Origin of the sequence: Pannonibacter sp., from assembly GCF_051860505.1 — a bacterium.
In the GTDB taxonomy this organism is placed as follows: Bacteria; Pseudomonadota; Alphaproteobacteria; order Rhizobiales; family Stappiaceae; genus Pannonibacter.
Map to the genome: position 1 here is coordinate 65,311 of NZ_JBHYDX010000005.1, position 16,645 is coordinate 81,955.

The following is a 16,645-nucleotide window of genomic DNA, read 5'->3' on the forward strand; positions in this document are numbered from 1 at the left end:
CATCAGAAATGATTCACGTGAAACATGGGTCGGTTCGAAAGCGAACCGGATTCACGTGAAACACTCATTTGCCAATGCAAAACTCGCTGAAGATCACATCGAGCAGATCCTCAACGTCGATCCTCCCGGTGATCCGGCCCAGACTGTCACCGGCGCGGCGCAGATCCTCAGCCCTGAGTTCTGCTGGCAAATGGCTATGCCGTAGGGCATCGTTGAGCCCTTCAAGACAGGAAGCGAGATGATGCCGATGTCGCTGCCGTGTCGCCACCAGCGCTTCACCTCTCCCAAACGTCTCGCCAGCAAAATGAGAAAGCGCATACAGCAGCCCGGCAAGCCCCTCCCCTTTGGCAATGGACAAAGCAAACTCCTGTTCTGTTTCGGAAGAGTCTCGTTTCGAAGGAGTCTCAAGATCGGTCTTGGTCCGAACCAACCAAACCGGAACCGACTCGATCCGGATCGCATCCGGCAGGCCGTTCTCCCGATCCTCTGGCCCTGGCCCTCCTGGTTCCTGCAGCCAGAGAACCAGGTCAGCTGCGCGACCACGCTCGGTTGCCCGGCGGATGCCTTCCAGCTCTATCCGGCCAGCATCGCCTCGAAGCCCCGCGGTGTCGGCCAGCGTGACAGGATAGCCACCGAGGTCGAGGTGCACTTCGATCACGTCGCGAGTGGTCCCCGCCTCCTCCGTGACGATGGCGACATCCCGGCCGGCAATGGCATTGAGCAGGCTCGACTTGCCGGCGTTGGGCGCTCCCAGCAGAACGACCTGCAGGCCTTCACGCAAACGTTCACCGCGCGGACCGGTTGCCAGATGGGCAGCCACCTCATCGCGCAAGGTCGCTGCCTCGCGCCAGACCGTATCGGCAACACTGCCGGGAACATCGTCCTCATCGGCAAAGTCAAAGTCCGCTTCGATCATCGCCCGCATATGCAGCAGCTGCTTGCGCCAGCCTTCATAGAGCCGGCCAAGGGCGCCATCCATCTGCCGAAAAGCCTGGCGTCGCTGCGCCTCGGTCTCGGCAGCAATGAGATCGGCAAGACCCTCGACCTCCGTCAGGTCCATCCGTCCCTGTTCGAAGGCCCGACGGGTGAACTCCCCGGCTTCGGCGGGCCGAAGGTCTGGAAGCCGCCCAAGAGCACCAAGAACAGCAGCCACGACGGCGCGGCCACCGTGACACTGCAACTCCACCACATCCTCGCCCGTGAAGCTGGCTGGTCCCGGGAACACGACAACAAGGGCCTGGTCCAGCACCTCGCCGGTCTGCGGATCCTTGAGAGAACTGAGGCTTGCCTTGCGCGCCGGAAACGACCGGCCAGTCAACGCCGACAGGGCCGCCAGCGCCGACGGGCCACTGAGACGGATCACCGCAACGCCGGACGGCAGCGCACCACTGGAGAGGGCATAGATCGTGTCACGCATCGAATTGAACCGAACCTGACTGCAACATGGGAACAAGCTTGAGCAAGCCGCATACAGGCTTCCGCAGCAGATGCCTAGTCATGTGCCGTGATCGATGCGTAACCGATTCGATCCGACGGCGACGAGATGCCTCGTCTCGTGTTGCTGCCCGATCAATCCGCAACCGATTCAAATCAGGGGCATCATTTTCGGTACTCGCCGGCAAATTGGTTTCACGGCACCTGTTTCACGTGAATCGGGGAGGTCACACCTGAGGTCTATGTCCGCGCCAGCCGATACAACACATGCGACGCGAGAGGGTGATCCGACTCGAGCATCGGATGGAGAAAATCATCGGCCCGGTTACGAGCCATTCCCAGCCGCTGCATCACCTTCTGGGACGGGAGATTGCCCCGTGCCGTGAAGGAAACGATCTCGTCAACGCCAAGGGTTCCGAAGCCGAATCGCAACCATTCGCGCGCGGCCTCGGTCGCATAGCCCTGCCCCCAGGCGTGGCGAGCCAATCGCCAGCCGATTTCGACGCAAGGATCAAAAGGTAGCGGGTTCAAGTAAGCCGGACGGCTGAGACCGACGAAGCCGAGAAACACCCTGTCAGCCTTGCGCTCGACCGGCATGAAACAGATGCCATCTGTCACCGTCCGTGCGCGAGCCTTCTCGATCATGGCCGCCGTCTCGTCCCGGCTCATAACCGCTGGAAAATAGCGCATGACATCCGGGTCAGCATTCATCGCTGCAAACGCGTCGAGATCCCTGTCTTCCCAGGGGCGGAGAATGAGGCGTTCGGTTTCAAGATGGATCATTGGAAAGCCTTTCGATACGCGACCGATTCAAATTCTGTGACGGAGCGCTGTCCAAACAAAAGGCGCCGGAGTTGCCGCCGGCGCCTTTGGAACTGAACCGCATCCGATTCGGATCAGGTATTCATGCTGTCGAAGAAATCGTCGTTCGACTTGGTCTGCTTGAGCTTGTCGAGCAGGAACTCAACGGCGTCGACCGTGCCCATCGGGTTGAGGATTCGGCGCAGGACGAAAGTCTTCTTGAGACGTTCCGGTGCAACCAGCAGCTCTTCCTTGCGGGTGCCGGAGCGCTGAATGTCGATCGCCGGGTAGACGCGCTTGTCGGAGATCTTGCGGTCCAGGATGATTTCCGAGTTACCGGTTCCCTTGAACTCTTCGAAGATGACTTCATCCATGCGGCTGCCGGTGTCGATCAGCGCGGTGGCGATGATGGTGAGCGAGCCGCCTTCTTCGATGTTGCGCGCAGCACCGAAGAAGCGCTTCGGGCGCTGCAGGGCGTTGGCGTCAACGCCACCGGTCAGGACCTTGCCTGAAGACGGTACGACGGTGTTGTAGGCGCGGCCGAGGCGAGTGATCGAATCCAGCAGGATGACGACATCACGGCCATGCTCGACGAGGCGCTTTGCCTTTTCAATGACCATTTCAGCGACCTGGACGTGGCGGGTGGCTGGTTCATCGAAAGTGGAAGAAACGACTTCGCCTTTCACCGTCCGCTGCATGTCCGTGACTTCTTCCGGACGCTCATCGATCAGCAGAACGATGAGATAGCACTCAGGGTGATTGGTCGTGATGGACTTGGCGATGTTCTGCAGGAACACCGTCTTGCCGGTGCGCGGCGGTGCGGTGATCAGGGCGCGCTGGCCTTTGCCGAGCGGCGCAACAAGATCGATGATGCGGGACGAGAGATCCTTCGAGGTCGGATCGCCCATTTTCATCTTGAACCGCTCATCAGGATAAAGCGGGGTGAGGTTATCGAAGTGGACCTTGTGCCGGGTCTTCTCCGGATCCTCGAAATTGATGGTGTTGACTTTCAGCAGCGCGAAATAGCGTTCGCCTTCTTTCGGGCTGCGAATCTGGCCTTCGACCGTGTCTCCGGTGCGAAGGGAAAACCGTCGGATCTGCGACGGCGAGACATAGATGTCGTCGGGTCCGGGGAGATAATTTGCATCCGGCGACCGCAAGAAGCCGAAGCCATCCTGGAGCACTTCGACCACGCCTTCGCCGATGATCTCGACATCCTGCGCCGCGAGGTTTTTCAAGATCGCAAACATCAGCTCCTGCTTGCGCATGGTGCTGGCGTTCTCAACTTCGAGTTCTTCCGCAAAGGTCAGAATCTCGGTCGGCGATTTTGCTTTCAGATCTTTGAGTTTCATTTCCCGCATAAATTGGGGTCGTTCTCTGTTAGGTGGGAGATGTGTACGCGGAAGGACGCTTCTGATTTCCGAAACGCGATTGACATCGGCAACAGAAGTGAAGTCTCGGCGTGTGCCAGCGTGTGGGATGCCGACTAGCTTCGCCATTAGGCGCGGTCTGGAGGTGCACCCCGCGCGCCTTTCGAGAAGTTGGCAGCGACCATAACTGCTTCGTCCAGGTCCCGCAAGAGCGTATTCTCTGCTTCGGGACCTGGAACCGATTGCATACGTAGCGGCACTTAGAACGGTTTCACGACAACCAGGATGACAATGCCAATCATCAGCAACGTCGGAACTTCATTCAGGACACGATAGAACCGGGTCGTGCGCGTGTTTTCGTCCTTGGCAAAGACCTTGACGCAGCGGGACAGGTATCCATGCACGCCGGACATCACAAGCACCAGCGTCAGCTTGGCATGGAACCAGCCGTCTCGAAACGCATCCAGTTCATACGCCAGCCAAAGCCCGAGGATCCAGGCCGCAATCATCGCGGGATTGATGATTGCCTTCAGCAGGCGCCGTTCCATCACCTTGAAGGTCTCGGATTGGGGCGACCCGACAGGAACGTCGGCGTGGTAGACGAAGAGGCGCGGCAGATACAGCATTCCCGCCATCCAGGCGATGATGGCGATGATGTGCAGCGACTTGAGCCAGAGATAGAGATCCATCAGACGTGCCTCATCCCTGCCTTACACGCTCGACCATCCTGGCCACATGCGCTGGATCGGTCTCCGGTGTCACACCATGTCCCAGATTGAAGATCAGCGGCCCCTGCCCCAGCGCTTCGAGCACATGGGCGATGCCGTCATCCAGCGCTGCGCCGCCAGCCACAAGCCGCATCGGATCGAGATTGCCCTGGATCGGCACGGACTTCTGGATCGACTGGGCGATATGGTCCGGCGCGGTCCAGTCGAGGCCCACAGCATCAACGCCGGTTCCTGTCACATAGGCCGCCAGCCGGGCTGACGAGGCCTTCGGGAAGCCGATAATCCGGGCATTTGGCCGTGCTGCCTTCACGCCGGCAACGATCTGGCGGGTCGGTTCGATCGACCAGCGGGCAAAACCGGCGTCGTCGAGAACACCTGCCCAGGTGTCAAAGATCTGCAGGGCGTCAGCGCCGGCATCGAGCTGGCGGATCAGATAGGCGATAGATGCGACGATGAGTTCGTCGATGAACCGCTGCATCAGGGCCGGATCGCGATAGGCGCCGACACGGGCGGCTGTCTGGTCCTGGGTGGTATGACCTGCGACCGAGTAGCAGGCGACTGTCCAGGGCGCTCCGCAGAAGCCGAGCAATGTGGTCTCTTCCGGGAGTTCGCGGCGCAGACGGCGGACCGTTTCGATCACCGGCGCCAGATGAGCCTCTGCTCGTCCCTGCTCAAGCCGGTCCAGCACATTCTGCGACAGAGGTTCAAGAACCGGGCCACGTCCTTCTTCAAAGCGAACGGGATATCCGATTGCATCAGGGACGACGAAGATGTCCGAGAACAGGATCGATGCATCGAAGCCATAACGACGAATTGGCTGAAGCGTCACTTCGGTTGCCAGATCGGGATTGTAGCAGAAATCGAGGAAGTTTTTCGATTTCGCACGGGTCTCCCGGTACTCAGGCAGATAGCGTCCAGCCTGTCGCATCATCCAGACGGGTGGCGGATAGAGCCGCTCACCAGAAAGCACGCGCATGACGGCCCGGTCCTTGGAATTCATGGATCAGTCCTTTTTCCCGTCAGGGCTCCAGTAAGGGAGTCTCGGTAGATTTGAATCTGTTTCTTATTATTGAGGGTGGATTACCGGGATCATTCGTTGTCCACAATCCGTTCTCTCGATTTTCGCGCCGGGATGAATCGTCGCGCTGTCTGGACAAGCAATGGGGAATGAATCCGGTTGGATCAAAAAAAGAAGCGAAAACAGAAGCTTGGCCTGTTGTTAATGCTTCCTTAAGACTTATGGCCAAAGTGGATAAACTGAGGGTGACGGTGGAAGGCCCTGTTGATCCACATGAGTGCCGAACCGTTTCGGCATCGCTTGCCGCGATTTTACGATCTGTTAATGAATTCGGCTCAGCGGGGATGAGTTTTCCTGCCCGGGGCTGAAGGGGCAGGTTTATCCCCCGCCATCCACATGCGAGAGGATTTGTTGTGGGAAAATCGAGACACTACTTCCACCTTCATCTGGTGTCCGATTCGACCGGCGAAACCCTGATGACGGTGGCGCGCGCCGCGACAGTTCAATACGAAGCCGTTCAGGCGATCGAACATATGTATCCGCTGGTTCGCTCTCACAAGCAGCTCGACCGTGTCATCGGCCAGATCGAGCAGGCACCAGGCATCGTGCTCTACACGCTCGTCGACAAGGAGATCGCCGAGCGGCTGGAACGGTTTTGCCGCGAAATTGGTATCCCTTTCGTTAACATTCTCGAACCTGTCTTTGCTGTTTTTCAATCCTACTTGAATGTGCCCTTCACCCGTCGTCCCGGCGGACAGCACGCGCTGGACGCGGAGTATTTCAAGCGTATCGATGCGCTGAACTACACGATGATGCATGACGACGGGCAGATCGCGGAAAACCTCAACCAGGCGGACATCGTTCTTGTCGGCATCAGCCGCACCTCCAAAACGCCGACCTGCATCTATCTCGCCAATCGCGGCATCAAATGCGCCAACGTGCCGATCGTGCCCGACATTCCGTTGCCGGATGATCTGACGAAGCTGACCCACCCGCTTGTCGTTGGCCTTATCGCCTCGCCTGAGCGAATCCAGCAGATCCGGCAGAACCGGGTTCTGTCCCTCAATTCCGAGGGATATAACGATCTCTACATCGACAGACGCGAGATCGCCCGCGAGATTGCCGCTACCCGCCGCCTCTGCGTCGAACAGGGCTGGCCCTTGATCGATGTCACCCGCCGCTCCATTGAAGAGACTGCGGCAGAGATCATGGAACTCTATCGCCACTTCAAGAACGCCGGAGAGGCCCAGACCCTCACCTGACCGGCTTAGCAAACGGAAACTCTCATGGCTCTTGTGCTCGCCAGCGGAAGCCGGATTCGCGCAACTCTGCTTGCAAATGCCAGGCTCGATTTCATGGTCGACCCGGCCACCGTCGATGAACGCGCCGTTGAAGCGCCGCTGCTGGAGGCCGGTTTCCCCCCTGAGGATATCGCCCAGGTGCTGGCCGAGGCCAAGGCCCTCGATGTCGCCGGCCGCCGGCCGCAGGATCTGGTGATCGGCGCAGACCAGGTGCTTGGCCTTGGCAACGCACGCTTCACCAAGCCGGCCGACATGGACGCTGCCCGCCGCCAGCTGCTGGACCTGTCCGGCAAAACCCACGAACTGCATTCTGCGGTCGTCCTGGCGCGCGGCGGCGAGGTCCTCTGGCGGCACGTCTCGACTGCCCGGTTGACGATGCGGGCCTTGAGCCCGGCCGAGATCGGAAAATATCTGGCGCTGGCCGGGGATGCGGTCCTGTCCAGCGTCGGCTGCTATCAGCTGGAAAACGTCGGCGTCCGGTTGTTCGAGCGGATTGAAGGCGACTATTTCACCATTCTCGGCCTGCCCTTGCTGCCGCTGCTGGGCGAGCTTCGGGCCCTTGGGGAGACCGACGTATGACCGACCTCCGCCGATCCGCGATCACCGGCTGGCCTGTCGCCCAGTCGCGCTCCCCGCTCATTCAAGGCTACTGGCTGAAGAAGCATGGCATTGCCGGCGATTATGGCCGCGTAGCCGTGGCCCCGGAAGATGCCGAACGGTTCTACCGCGATCTGGCCGCCTCCGGGCTCACCGGCTGCAATGTCACGGTGCCGCACAAGGAGTTGGCGGCTTCGCTCTGCGACTGGCTCGATCCGGCGGCCACGGCCATGGGAGCGGTGAACACGCTCTGGCTGGACAACGGCCGGCTGTGCGGCGCCAACACCGATGGTCTCGGCTTTCTGGGCAACCTCGACGAGGCTGCCCCGGGCTGGGACAAGACCAAGGGAGCGGCCGTGGTCCTGGGCGCGGGCGGTGCTGCGCGGGCGATCGTCTGGGCCTTGCTGTCGCGCGGCTTCGCACCAGTCCACGTGATCAACCGGACCGAGGAAAAGGCCAAGGCAATCGCGGATCATTTCGGTCGCGACGTTGTGGCTCATGCTTGGGATAAGCTGGGGACTGTGCTTGGACAAGCCCGGGTTCTGGTCAACACCACATCGCTCGGCATGATGGGCAAGCCCGCGCTGGACATCGACCTGTCCGGACTGCCGCAGGATGCCCTGGTGACCGATGCGGTCTATGTACCCCTGGAAACCGGCCTCCTGCGCGCAGCAAGAGCACGTGGCAACATCGCCGTCGATGGTCTCGGCATGCTGCTGCACCAGGCTGTAAATGGCTTTGAACGCTGGTTTGGTTTCCGGCCAGAGGTGGATGCAGAGCTGCGCAACCTGATCCTCGCCGATCTGGATGCCGCCAAATGATCCGTCTGGGGCTCACGGGTTCGATTGCCATGGGCAAATCGACCACGGCCAAGCTGTTTGCCGAGGCCGGGGTTCCGGTGCACGACGCCGACGCGACGGTACATGTGCTGTATTCTGGCCGGGCGGCGCCGCTGATCGAGGCCGACTTTCCGGGCACCGTCGCTGGCGGCATCGTCGACCGGACACGCCTTGGAAATGCGGTGCTCGGCAAACCCGAGGCGATTGCCCGGCTCGAGGCCATCGTGCATCCGCTGGTCCGCGAGGAGGAACTGGCGTTTCTTGAAAAATGCCGCGTGGCAGGGCGACGCATTGTCGCCCTCGACATCCCGTTGCTGTTTGAGACGGGTGGGGAGCACCGCGTCGATGCCGTTGCCGTGGTCACGGCCAGGCCGGAGACGCAGCGCGCAAGGGCCCTGGCGCGGCCGGGCATGACGGTTGAACGCTTCGAGGCGATCCTCGCACGGCAGATGCCGGACGCCGAGAAGCGCCGCCGGGCGCATTTCCTCATCGAGACCGATCATGGTGTGGACGCTGCGCGGCGCACCGTGACCAGCATCCTGCGCGCGCTGGCCGGCCGGGGCTAGAACCCCGGCAGCCAAAGGCCGGGAACAGCTTGCAAGCAAGACAGGATAACGATGTTTTCGGATTGCATGGCCGCTCGGAAGCGGCGAGTCTTGCGGCTAGCCCTGCCCGACCCTTCGGACCCAGCCTATGCGTGAAATTGCCTTCGATACGGAAACCACCGGCCTTGATCCGCGCAACGGTGATCGGCTGGTTGAAATCGGCGGCGTGGAAATGATGAACCACGTCCCGACCGGGCGGACGTTTCACGTCTACATCAACCCGGAACGGGATGTTCCGGAGGGCGCGTTTGCGGTGCACGGCCTGTCGACCGAGTTCCTGTCGGACAAGCCGAAATTTGCAGCGGTTGCAGAAGATTTCCTGACCTTCGTCGGGGACTCGACACTCGTGATCCACAATGCGTCCTTCGACATGGGCTTCATCAACATGGAGCTGAACCGTGTCGGCCGTCCGCCGATCCCGCGCACCCAGGTCATCGATACGCTCGAACTGGCCCGCCGCAAGCATCCGATGGGGCCGAATTCGCTCGACGCGCTCTGCTCGCGCTATGGCATCGACAACTCGCGCCGCACCAAGCACGGCGCCCTGCTCGACAGCGAACTGCTGGCAGAGGTCTATCTTGAGCTGATCGGCGGCCGGCAGCGGGCACTCGGTTTCGAGATCGATCAGTCCGGGTCGTCATCCCGAAGAGGGGATGAAAGTGGCGCAGACGGTCAGATGACGTCCGCCCCGGCGCGCCCCCGCCCCACGCCCCTGCCCTCTCGCCTCACCCCTGAGGACCTCGACCGGCATGCGGGCTTCATCAAGGGCATGGGCGACAGCGCGATCTGGAAGAAATATGAGGCAAAGGACGCCGGCTGACGGCGCACTGCAGCCGGCATCCAGACGAAACCTGCTGATAGCCACCGTCAAACACCGAGCCTCAGTGGTCATCTCCGCCTTGTGCGGGGATCCAGCTGTCAGGCATCAGGCTAGGGCGTACCAATAGCTTCTGAAGGCGGTCCAGGGAGCAGTCATCCCCGCACAAGGCGGGTATGACTGCCGAGGGTGGGGTGGACCTCGGCTCTCCGGTCCCGGATCTCCGCTTTGCTGGGAGGGGGATGACGCCGACGTGTTTGCCATAAACGAAACCCCGGCAAGGCCGGGGTTCCTCAGTTCAAAGCATCGACGGCAGGACGCGGTCCGGCGGGCGGTGGCCGTCCATGAAGGTCTTGATGTTGATAATGACCTTCTCGCCCATCTCGATACGGCCTTCCAGCGTTGCCGAGCCCATATGCGGCAGCAGCAGCACGCGGTCCATTTGGGCAAGCTTCGGGTTGACGGCCGGCTCGTGCTCGAACACATCAAGCCCGGCCCCAGCCAGATCCCCGGATTCCAGCTGCCGGATCAGCGCTGCCTCGTCGATCACTTCGCCGCGGGCCGTGTTGACCACATAGGCATCTTTCTTGAGGAGCTTGAGCCGGCGCGCGGACAACAGGTGATAGGTTCCCGGCGTATGCGGGCAGTGGATCGACACCACATCCATGCGGGCGAGCATCTGGTCGAGGCTTTCCCAGTACGTGGCTTCCAGGTTTTCCTCGATGTCGGAATGCAGCCGCCGGCGGTTGTGATAGTGGATCGACATGCCGAACGCCTTGGCGCGGCGCGCCACCGCCTGACCGATGCGGCCCATGCCGATGATGCCGAGGCGCTTGCCCCAGATCCGGTGCCCGAGCATCCAGGTCGGAGACCAGCCCGACCATTCGCCGGTGTTCATCACCTTGATGCCTTCGGCAAGACGGCGCGGCACGGCCAGGATGAGCGCCATCGTCATGTCAGCCGTGTCTTCGGTAAGGACGCCCGGTGTGTTGGTGACGTTGATGCCGCGGTTGTTGGCGCTGACCACGTCGATGTTGTCGACGCCGTTGCCGAAGTTGGCGATGAGTTTCAGATCCGGACCAGCCTGCGACAGGAGCGCGGCATCGATCCGGTCGGTGACCGTCGGGACCAGGACATCGGCGGTCTTTACCGCCTCGACCAGTTCGGCTTGCGTGTAAGGACGATCGCTTTCGTTCAGGCGCGTCTCGAACAGTTCCCGCATCCGGGTCTCGACGACATCCGGAAGTTTGCGCGTGACGACGACCACAGGCTTCTTCTTCGGCATGCCATTTGCCTTCTGCGTTGCGTTGAGGGCGCCTTAACCCTAACAGGCCTACACTTCAGCTTGATGGCGTTGCCGCCAATCTGCCTCTCCCGTTCTCCTTACCAGATGGTCCGCCAGATACAAGGGGAGCCAAATGGCGCAGGGCCCCGACCTTGGTCGGGTATCGGTGCGACAATGCGGGGTTGGTGGGTTGGTTGGGCAGAAGCCTTCGAACCTGCAAGAGCGGATCTGGAATCCGTCTCGTGAACCCGCTAAACGGGAACATCGCAGAACAAGAGGAAGGCATGAACAGGCAATCCAAGCCCCGGCGCAAACGGACGATCTCTCACGGTCTTGGCGCCCTTCTCGCCCTTTCGCTGATCCTGATCGCAGCCCCGCTGGCGCAAGGCCAGACCACTCGGACCGGCAGCAGCGGCCAGCCGATTCCGCGATTTGTCAGTCTCAAGTCTGACCGCTCGAACGTGCGCCTTGGACCATCCGACGGCCATGAAGTCGCCTGGACCTACGTGAAGTCCGGCCTGCCGATCGAGATTACCCAGGAGTTCGAGAACTGGCGCCGGGTCCGGGACTGGGAAGGCAAGGAAGGCTGGCTGTTCCACTCGCTTTTGTCGGGCCGCCGAACAGTGCTGGTAACCCCCTGGGATGCCAATGGCGAGAATACGCCACTCTATGCCAAGGCCGACGTGGACTCCGGGATTGTCGCCTATCTGGCACCAAAGGTGCTGGCGAACGTGAAATCCTGTGCCAAAGGCTGGTGCCGTGTTGAAGGACGCGGCTATGACGGCTGGATTGAACAGACCCGCCTTTTCGGCGTCTATCCCGACGAGGTCATCGACTAGCTGAAACAAAAAGGGCCGCTGTCGCGGCCCTTCTGCTTTATGGCAACTCAGTCGTCGCTTCGGTCCTGCCGTTTCAACTCCTCAAGACGAGGCATCGAAACGGTGTTGTAACCACTGTCGACAAAGTGGACTTCACCGGTCACCCCACCCGACAGGCCAGACAGGAGATAGAGGCCCGAGCCGCCGATTTCTTCCAGTGTCACTGTGCGGGCCAGAGGCGAGTTGCGCTTCTGGTAGTTGTACATCAGGCGCGAGTCCGAAATCACAGATCCGGCAAGGGTTCGCACCGGCCCTGCGGAAATCGCGTTCACGCGGATACCCTGTACGCCATAGTCCATCGCCAGATAGCGAACAGAAGACTCCAGCGCGGCCTTGGCAACGCCCATGACGTTGTAGTTCGGCATCACCCGTGTCGCTCCGCCATAGGTCAGCGTCACGATGGAGCCGCCATTCGGCATGATGGCCGCCGCCCGCTTGACGATCTCCGTGAACGAGAAACAGGAGATCAGCATGGCCCTGCTGAAGTTCTCCCGTGACGTATCCGCATAGCGTCCACGAAGTTCACTCTTGTCGGCATAGGCAATGGCATGCACGAGGAAATCAATGTTTCCCCATTCACTCGTCAGCGTCTCGAACACCTTGTCCACCGAAGCAATGTCCTCGACATCGCAGGGCATCAGGATCTTCGAACCCACAGACTCTGCCAGCGGCTTGATGCGCTTCCCGAATGCTTCACCCTGATAGGTGAAGGCAAGCTCCGCGCCATGGTCGGCCAAGGTCTTGGCAATGCCCCAAGCGATCGAATGGTCGTTGGCGACACCCATGACAAGCCCGCGCTTGCCTTTCATCAGCCCGTTCATGAAAAACTCCTGTGAGACTGCCGGATCCCCCGCGGGGCGTCAGGAGGGATCCGTCAATCCGTTAACCGTTGTATTTTTTGAAGACGACCGAGGCGTTGGTGCCGCCAAAGCCGAAGCCGTTCGACAGGACGCAGTTGAGTTCGGCGTTGTCGACGCGCTGGCGCACGATCGGCATGTCAGCAAAGGCGGGATCGAGGGTCTCGATATGGGCAGACGCCGCGATGAAGTTGTTCTGCATCATCAGGATCGAGTAGATTGCTTCCTGCACGCCGGCAGCGCCGAGCGAATGGCCGGACAGCGCCTTGGTTGCGGAGATCGGCGGGATCTTGTCGCCGAACACTGCACGGATCGCTTCGATTTCCTTGATGTCCCCAACCGGCGTCGAGGTCGCATGCGGATTGATGTAATCCACCTCGCAATCAACGGTCTTCAACGCCAGACGCATGCAACGCTCGGCGCCCTCGCCCGAAGGGGCAACCATGTCGTGACCATCTGATGTCGCGCCATAGCCAACGACTTCGGCATAGATCTTTGCGCCGCGTGCCTTGGCGTGCTCCAGTTCTTCAAGCACCAGAACGCCGGCGCCGCCGGCGATGACGAAGCCATCGCGGTTGGCGTCATAGGGACGCGATGCGGTCGAAGGCGTGTCGTTATACTTGGAGGACATGGCACCCATGGCGTCGAACAGCACGGAGAGCGTCCAGTCCAGTTCCTCGCCGCCGCCGGCAAAGACAATGTCCTGCTTGCCCCACTGGATCAGTTCGGCCGCGTTGCCGATGCAGATGTTGGTCGTCGCACAAGCTGCAGAGATCGAATAATTAACGCCGTGGATTTTGAACGGGGTCGCCAGTGTTGCAGAGTTGGTCGAGGACATTGCCTTCGGCACGGCCGTGGGGCCGATGCGCTTGGGACCCTTTTCACGGGTGATGTCCGCCGCCTCGACGATGGCATGGGTAGACGGGCCGCCCGACCCCATGATGATGCCGGTGCGCTCGTTGGTGATATCGCCGGCTTCAAGCCCGGAATCGGCAATTGCCTGCTGCATCGCGATGTAGTTCCAGGCAGCGCCTTCGCCCATGAAGCGCGTGGTACGACGGTCGAGAACCTCGAAGGGCTTGACCGTCGGCGCACCATGAACCTGGCAGCGGAAGCCGAGATCGGCATATTCCTGCGCCCGCACGATGCCGGAGCGGCCGGACTGGAGGCTTTCCAGCACGTCCTGTGCCGTATCGCCGATCGACGACACGATGCCCATGCCCGTAACAACAACCCGCCTCATTGGGGTCTCCTGTCTTTCGATGCCACCATCCGGCGGGGGCCGGAGAGTAGCCGTATTATTTCGTCAGAAAAATGAAGGCGTGCATCCCGAAGCGCGCCTCTGCTTCCACATATGGGATCAGGTCTTGGCCAGACCAACCCGCAGGTCGGTTGCCTTGTAGATCTGCTCGCCGTCGGCCTTCAGCCAGCCATCGGCAATCCCCAGCACCAGTCGGCCGCGCATGATGCGCTTGAAGTCGACGCCATACTCGACCTTCTTGATGGACGGGGTGACCATGCCCTTGAACTTGACCTCGCCGGTGGACAGGGCCATGCCCTTGCCCTCAAGGCCGAGCCAGCCGAGGTAGAAGCCGGTCAACTGCCACAGGGCATCAAGACCAAGGCAGCCAGGCATCACCGGATTGCCCTGAAAATGGCAGGGAAAGAACCAAAGGTCCGGATGGATGTCGAACTCGGCGCGTGCAAATCCCTTGTCGAACTCGCCGCCGGTCTCGGAGAGCTCCGTGATGCGGTTGAACATCAGCATCGGCGGCAGCGGTAACTGCGCATTGCCGGGGCCGAACAACTCTCCACGTGCACAGGCCAGGAGGTCTTCATAGTCGTAGCTGGGGCGCCGCTCGGTCATTCCATTCCCGTTTTTTCTTATCTGGCAGGTCCAGGCCGGTGACGCGACCGAACCGCCCAGAAGGGTTCTGTTCAAGTGGTTCGATGGCCTTCCTAACACAGTGGTCCCTCCTCCGAAAGATCGTCCCTTTGCCGAGAGGACCAAGCGTATTCCTTGGTTTCCGATTGAAGAACCCACGCGTTCACGTCTCGTTGAGGCATGAAAAACTTGCATTCCAGGGCCAAGAAATGGCAAAGGTAGAGAAAGTCCCGCGTCAGCCGGCTTGCCGGCAGGGTGCAGTCATGCCGAGTTCTGAAAAGCCAGAGCCGGCTTAGCACTTCGGGTAGCTGCCCCGGCTGGAAGTCACGGATCGAATGTCTGGATCAGAAAAGCACATGACCGAGCACCATTCCCACGCCGGCGATACGCATCCCGATGTCACCGAAATGCTTCGGCATTCGGGCCTGCGCCCGACGCGGCAACGCGTTGCCCTTGCGGAGCTCCTGTATTCGAAGGGCAACCGGCATATTTCGGCCGAAATTCTGCATGAGGAGGCGGTTCTCGCCCGGGTGCCGGTATCGCTGGCTACCGTCTATAACACGCTGCACCAGTTTACCCAGGTGGGTCTCCTGCGCGAAGTGGCCATCGACGGCACCAAGACCTATTTCGATACCAACGTGCACGACCATCACCATTTCTTCATCGAAGGCGAGAACCGCGTGGTCGATATCCCGAACGACGGGGTCGGCATCGGCCGTATCCCGCAAGCCCCGGAAGGCATGGAGATCGTGCGGATCGATGTGGTTGTCCGGGTGCGGCCGAAGAGCTGAGCCCGTTTCGTCCAGGAACACATGGCAGGATCAGAAGGCCGGCGCCAAGGGTGCCGGCTTTTTCAGTTGGTGCAGGTAGCCGGGTTTTGCATCTGGCGTCATCTGAAATGCGCCATCGATCACCGAAAAGCCAAGACTGGCCAGCAGTCCGTTTGAAACAGCGTTTTCCGGGTTGGTGATGGCGTAGAGATTTTGGGCCGCAAGGGCCGAAAAACCATGCGCCAACATGGCTGCCGCAGCTTCCTTGCCGTAGCCTTTCCCGCGTGCATCAGCCAGAAGCGCATAGCCGATATCGGGCGCGTCCAACCGGTCACGTTTGAGCAAGCCGGCAATGCCGACCGGTTTTCCATTGTGTGTGGAGGCGAGCCAGAGGCCATAGCCATGCCGGGCGTGATGCGGCGCGATATGATCGCGGATGTAGCGCCGCGCATCTTCGACCGTTTTCAGGCCACGATCTCCAATGTAGCGGTGATAGTCCGGATCATTCATCAACGACAGCAGCAGCGCTGCGTCGGCGGGAAGGATCATCCGGAAGACGAGCCGGGCGCTGGGCGCGGCGACGAGTGGCAGTCTGGCTTTGGGTGATCCGGTTGTCATGCGGACACGGAACCTCCCGGTGTTGCCGCATCCTGAACCATTGCGGCCGTTCTCAAGGCAATATCAGGCGCGTCCGGAAGATCAACTCGCTCGGCGCTCTTGCAAAGGTCATAGATCAGGCAGCGGTGGCATTCCGGCTTGCGGGCCTTGCAGATGTAGCGCCCATGCAGGATCAGCCAGTGATGGGCATACAGGCCGTAGCGGGCCGGAACCACCTTTTCCATGGCGAGCTCGACCGCGAGCGGTGTCTTGCCAGGGGCAATGCCGATGCGGTTGCCGAGTCGGAACAGGTGCGTATCAACGGCGATGGTGTGATGGCCGAAGGCCATGTTCAGCACGACATTTGCCGTCTTGCGGCCAACGCCGGCGAGCGCTTCCAGCGCCTCGCGGTCTTCCGGCACTTCGCCGCCGTGATCGCGGATCAGTTGCTCGCACAGGAGGATGACGTTCTTTGCCTTGGTCTTGTAGAGGCCGATGGTGCGGATCTCTTCCCGCACCCGGTCTTCGCCTAGGGCCAGCATCTTTTCGGGCGTGTCGGCGATCTTGAACAGGGTTCGTGTGGCCCGGTTTACCCCGACATCGGTTGCCTGGGCTGAAAGCACGACTGCGACCAGCAGGGTGAAGGCGTTGACGTGGTCGAGTTCGCCCTTCGGCTCCGGGTTATCAGCGTGGAACCGGGTAAAGATCGTGTCGACCTCGGCCCGCGTGTAGCGTGGCTTTGCCCTCCGACGTTTGGGGGCAGCAGGCGACGCTCCGTCTGACTTGGCGGGCGCTTTGGTGCCGCTGGCAGGTCCAGCGGAAATTTGCTTCGGGCGGGAGATCTTTGCTTCGCTCATAGGTCC

The 16,645-nt window shown here is 60.9% G+C and carries 19 protein-coding genes; 8 read left to right on the plus strand and 11 right to left on the minus strand.

The window, feature by feature from the left end; genetic code table 11:
* Positions 1-64: 64 nt before the first annotated feature.
* From mnmE to hemE, 5 genes are all read right to left on the minus strand, one after another.
* Positions 65-1,417: a tRNA uridine-5-carboxymethylaminomethyl(34) synthesis GTPase MnmE gene (gene mnmE, locus ACTIFE_RS05040; protein ID WP_439528070.1), complete on the minus strand. Its 1,353-nt coding sequence runs from the start codon at positions 1,415-1,417 to the stop codon at positions 65-67.
* 257 nt (positions 1,418-1,674) lie between these two features.
* Positions 1,675-2,217, minus strand: coding sequence for a GNAT family N-acetyltransferase (locus tag ACTIFE_RS05045; RefSeq protein WP_439528071.1), 543 nt, complete (start codon positions 2,215-2,217; stop codon positions 1,675-1,677).
* A gap of 113 nt (positions 2,218-2,330) precedes the next feature.
* Positions 2,331-3,596, minus strand: coding sequence for a transcription termination factor Rho (gene rho, locus ACTIFE_RS05050; RefSeq protein ID WP_439528185.1), 1,266 nt, complete (start codon positions 3,594-3,596; stop codon positions 2,331-2,333).
* Between the two features lie 269 nt (positions 3,597-3,865).
* Complete coding sequence (hemJ, locus tag ACTIFE_RS05055; RefSeq protein WP_439528072.1) at positions 3,866-4,294, minus strand: protoporphyrinogen oxidase HemJ; 429 nt, start codon at positions 4,292-4,294, stop codon at positions 3,866-3,868.
* A 10-nt stretch (positions 4,295-4,304) separates the two neighbouring features.
* Entirely contained in the window at positions 4,305-5,333 is a 1,029-nt protein-coding gene (hemE, locus tag ACTIFE_RS05060; protein WP_439528073.1) for a uroporphyrinogen decarboxylase, read from the minus strand.
* 50 nt (positions 5,334-5,383) lie between these two features.
* On the opposite strand from hemE, the gene ACTIFE_RS05065 reads away from it, so the two are divergent.
* The 6 genes from ACTIFE_RS05065 (at position 5,384) to dnaQ (ending at position 9,513) form a co-directional block, all read left to right on the plus strand.
* Complete coding sequence (locus ACTIFE_RS05065) at positions 5,384-5,719, plus strand: hypothetical protein (protein ID WP_439528074.1); 336 nt, start codon at positions 5,384-5,386, stop codon at positions 5,717-5,719.
* A gap of 45 nt (positions 5,720-5,764) precedes the next feature.
* Entirely contained in the window at positions 5,765-6,613 is an 849-nt protein-coding gene (locus tag ACTIFE_RS05070) for a pyruvate, water dikinase regulatory protein (RefSeq protein WP_439528075.1), read from the plus strand.
* Positions 6,614-6,637: 24 nt separating this feature from the next.
* Positions 6,638-7,231 (plus strand): Maf family protein, encoded by a 594-nt coding sequence (locus tag ACTIFE_RS05075; protein ID WP_439528076.1) that lies wholly within the window; start codon positions 6,638-6,640, stop codon positions 7,229-7,231.
* A complete protein-coding gene (locus tag ACTIFE_RS05080; RefSeq protein WP_439528077.1) occupies positions 7,228-8,070 on the plus strand; it encodes a shikimate dehydrogenase in 843 nt (280 codons plus the stop codon). Before ACTIFE_RS05075 ends, ACTIFE_RS05080 begins: the two co-directional genes overlap by 4 nt.
* The gene (coaE, locus tag ACTIFE_RS05085; protein WP_439528078.1) at positions 8,067-8,654 is read left to right on the plus strand and encodes a dephospho-CoA kinase; all 588 of its coding nucleotides are present in this window, start codon (positions 8,067-8,069) and stop codon (positions 8,652-8,654) included. The genes ACTIFE_RS05080 and coaE overlap by 4 nt, the downstream gene beginning before the upstream one ends.
* 127 nt (positions 8,655-8,781) lie before the next feature.
* Entirely contained in the window at positions 8,782-9,513 is a 732-nt protein-coding gene (gene dnaQ / locus ACTIFE_RS05090) for a DNA polymerase III subunit epsilon (protein ID WP_439528079.1), read from the plus strand.
* 295 nt (positions 9,514-9,808) lie between these two features.
* Here dnaQ and ACTIFE_RS05095 read toward each other — a convergent pair whose 3' ends face one another.
* A complete protein-coding gene (locus ACTIFE_RS05095; RefSeq protein WP_439528080.1) occupies positions 9,809-10,795 on the minus strand; it encodes a 2-hydroxyacid dehydrogenase in 987 nt (328 codons plus the stop codon).
* A gap of 284 nt (positions 10,796-11,079) precedes the next feature.
* Between ACTIFE_RS05095 and ACTIFE_RS05100 the strand changes: the two genes are divergently transcribed.
* Positions 11,080-11,634 (plus strand): SH3 domain-containing protein, encoded by a 555-nt coding sequence (locus ACTIFE_RS05100; RefSeq protein WP_439528081.1) that lies wholly within the window; start codon positions 11,080-11,082, stop codon positions 11,632-11,634.
* A gap of 47 nt (positions 11,635-11,681) precedes the next feature.
* Here ACTIFE_RS05100 and fabI read toward each other — a convergent pair whose 3' ends face one another.
* From fabI to fabA, 3 genes are all read right to left on the minus strand, one after another.
* Positions 11,682-12,494 carry an enoyl-ACP reductase FabI gene (gene fabI, locus ACTIFE_RS05105; RefSeq protein WP_439528082.1) on the minus strand — a complete coding sequence of 271 codons (813 nt, stop codon included), beginning with the start codon at positions 12,492-12,494 and terminating at the stop codon, positions 11,682-11,684.
* A gap of 61 nt (positions 12,495-12,555) precedes the next feature.
* Positions 12,556-13,773: a beta-ketoacyl-ACP synthase I gene (fabB, locus tag ACTIFE_RS05110; protein ID WP_439528083.1), complete on the minus strand. Its 1,218-nt coding sequence runs from the start codon at positions 13,771-13,773 to the stop codon at positions 12,556-12,558.
* A gap of 117 nt (positions 13,774-13,890) precedes the next feature.
* On the minus strand, positions 13,891-14,397 hold the full coding sequence (fabA, locus tag ACTIFE_RS05115; RefSeq protein WP_439528084.1) for a 3-hydroxyacyl-[acyl-carrier-protein] dehydratase FabA: 507 nt from the start codon (positions 14,395-14,397) through the stop codon (positions 13,891-13,893).
* Between the two features lie 353 nt (positions 14,398-14,750).
* Between fabA and irrA the strand changes: the two genes are divergently transcribed.
* A complete protein-coding gene (irrA, locus tag ACTIFE_RS05120; protein ID WP_341871594.1) occupies positions 14,751-15,206 on the plus strand; it encodes an iron response transcriptional regulator IrrA in 456 nt (151 codons plus the stop codon).
* A 30-nt stretch (positions 15,207-15,236) separates the two neighbouring features.
* Here the strand turns inward: irrA and ACTIFE_RS05125 are convergent, their stop codons facing one another.
* Entirely contained in the window at positions 15,237-15,803 is a 567-nt protein-coding gene (locus tag ACTIFE_RS05125; RefSeq protein WP_439528085.1) for a GNAT family N-acetyltransferase, read from the minus strand.
* Positions 15,800-16,639 carry an endonuclease III gene (gene nth, locus ACTIFE_RS05130; RefSeq protein ID WP_439528086.1) on the minus strand — a complete coding sequence of 280 codons (840 nt, stop codon included), beginning with the start codon at positions 16,637-16,639 and terminating at the stop codon, positions 15,800-15,802. Before nth ends, ACTIFE_RS05125 begins: the two co-directional genes overlap by 4 nt.
* Between the last annotated feature and the right edge of the window lie 6 nt (positions 16,640-16,645).

Coding starts and splice junctions, on each gene's coding strand:
- hemJ (WP_439528072.1), bottom strand. CDS start 4,294: ATGGATCTCTATCTCTGGCTCAAGTCGCTGCACATCATCGCCATCATC.
- ACTIFE_RS05100 (WP_439528081.1), top strand. CDS start 11,080: ATGAACAGGCAATCCAAGCCCCGGCGCAAACGGACGATCTCTCACGGT.
- rho (WP_439528185.1), bottom strand. CDS start 3,596: ATGCGGGAAATGAAACTCAAAGATCTGAAAGCAAAATCGCCGACCGAG.
- hemE (WP_439528073.1), bottom strand. CDS start 5,333: ATGAATTCCAAGGACCGGGCCGTCATGCGCGTGCTTTCTGGTGAGCGG.
- fabB (WP_439528083.1), bottom strand. CDS start 13,773: ATGAGGCGGGTTGTTGTTACGGGCATGGGCATCGTGTCGTCGATCGGC.
- coaE (WP_439528078.1), top strand. CDS start 8,067: ATGATCCGTCTGGGGCTCACGGGTTCGATTGCCATGGGCAAATCGACC.
- fabA (WP_439528084.1), bottom strand. CDS start 14,397: ATGACCGAGCGGCGCCCCAGCTACGACTATGAAGACCTCCTGGCCTGT.
- ACTIFE_RS05045 (WP_439528071.1), bottom strand. CDS start 2,217: ATGATCCATCTTGAAACCGAACGCCTCATTCTCCGCCCCTGGGAAGAC.
- irrA (WP_341871594.1), top strand. CDS start 14,751: ATGTCTGGATCAGAAAAGCACATGACCGAGCACCATTCCCACGCCGGC.
- ACTIFE_RS05095 (WP_439528080.1), bottom strand. CDS start 10,795: ATGCCGAAGAAGAAGCCTGTGGTCGTCGTCACGCGCAAACTTCCGGAT.
- ACTIFE_RS05080 (WP_439528077.1), top strand. CDS start 7,228: ATGACCGACCTCCGCCGATCCGCGATCACCGGCTGGCCTGTCGCCCAG.
- fabI (WP_439528082.1), bottom strand. CDS start 12,494: ATGAACGGGCTGATGAAAGGCAAGCGCGGGCTTGTCATGGGTGTCGCC.
- ACTIFE_RS05075 (WP_439528076.1), top strand. CDS start 6,638: ATGGCTCTTGTGCTCGCCAGCGGAAGCCGGATTCGCGCAACTCTGCTT.
- dnaQ (WP_439528079.1), top strand. CDS start 8,782: ATGCGTGAAATTGCCTTCGATACGGAAACCACCGGCCTTGATCCGCGC.
- nth (WP_439528086.1), bottom strand. CDS start 16,639: ATGAGCGAAGCAAAGATCTCCCGCCCGAAGCAAATTTCCGCTGGACCT.
- ACTIFE_RS05125 (WP_439528085.1), bottom strand. CDS start 15,803: ATGACAACCGGATCACCCAAAGCCAGACTGCCACTCGTCGCCGCGCCC.
- mnmE (WP_439528070.1), bottom strand. CDS start 1,417: ATGCGTGACACGATCTATGCCCTCTCCAGTGGTGCGCTGCCGTCCGGC.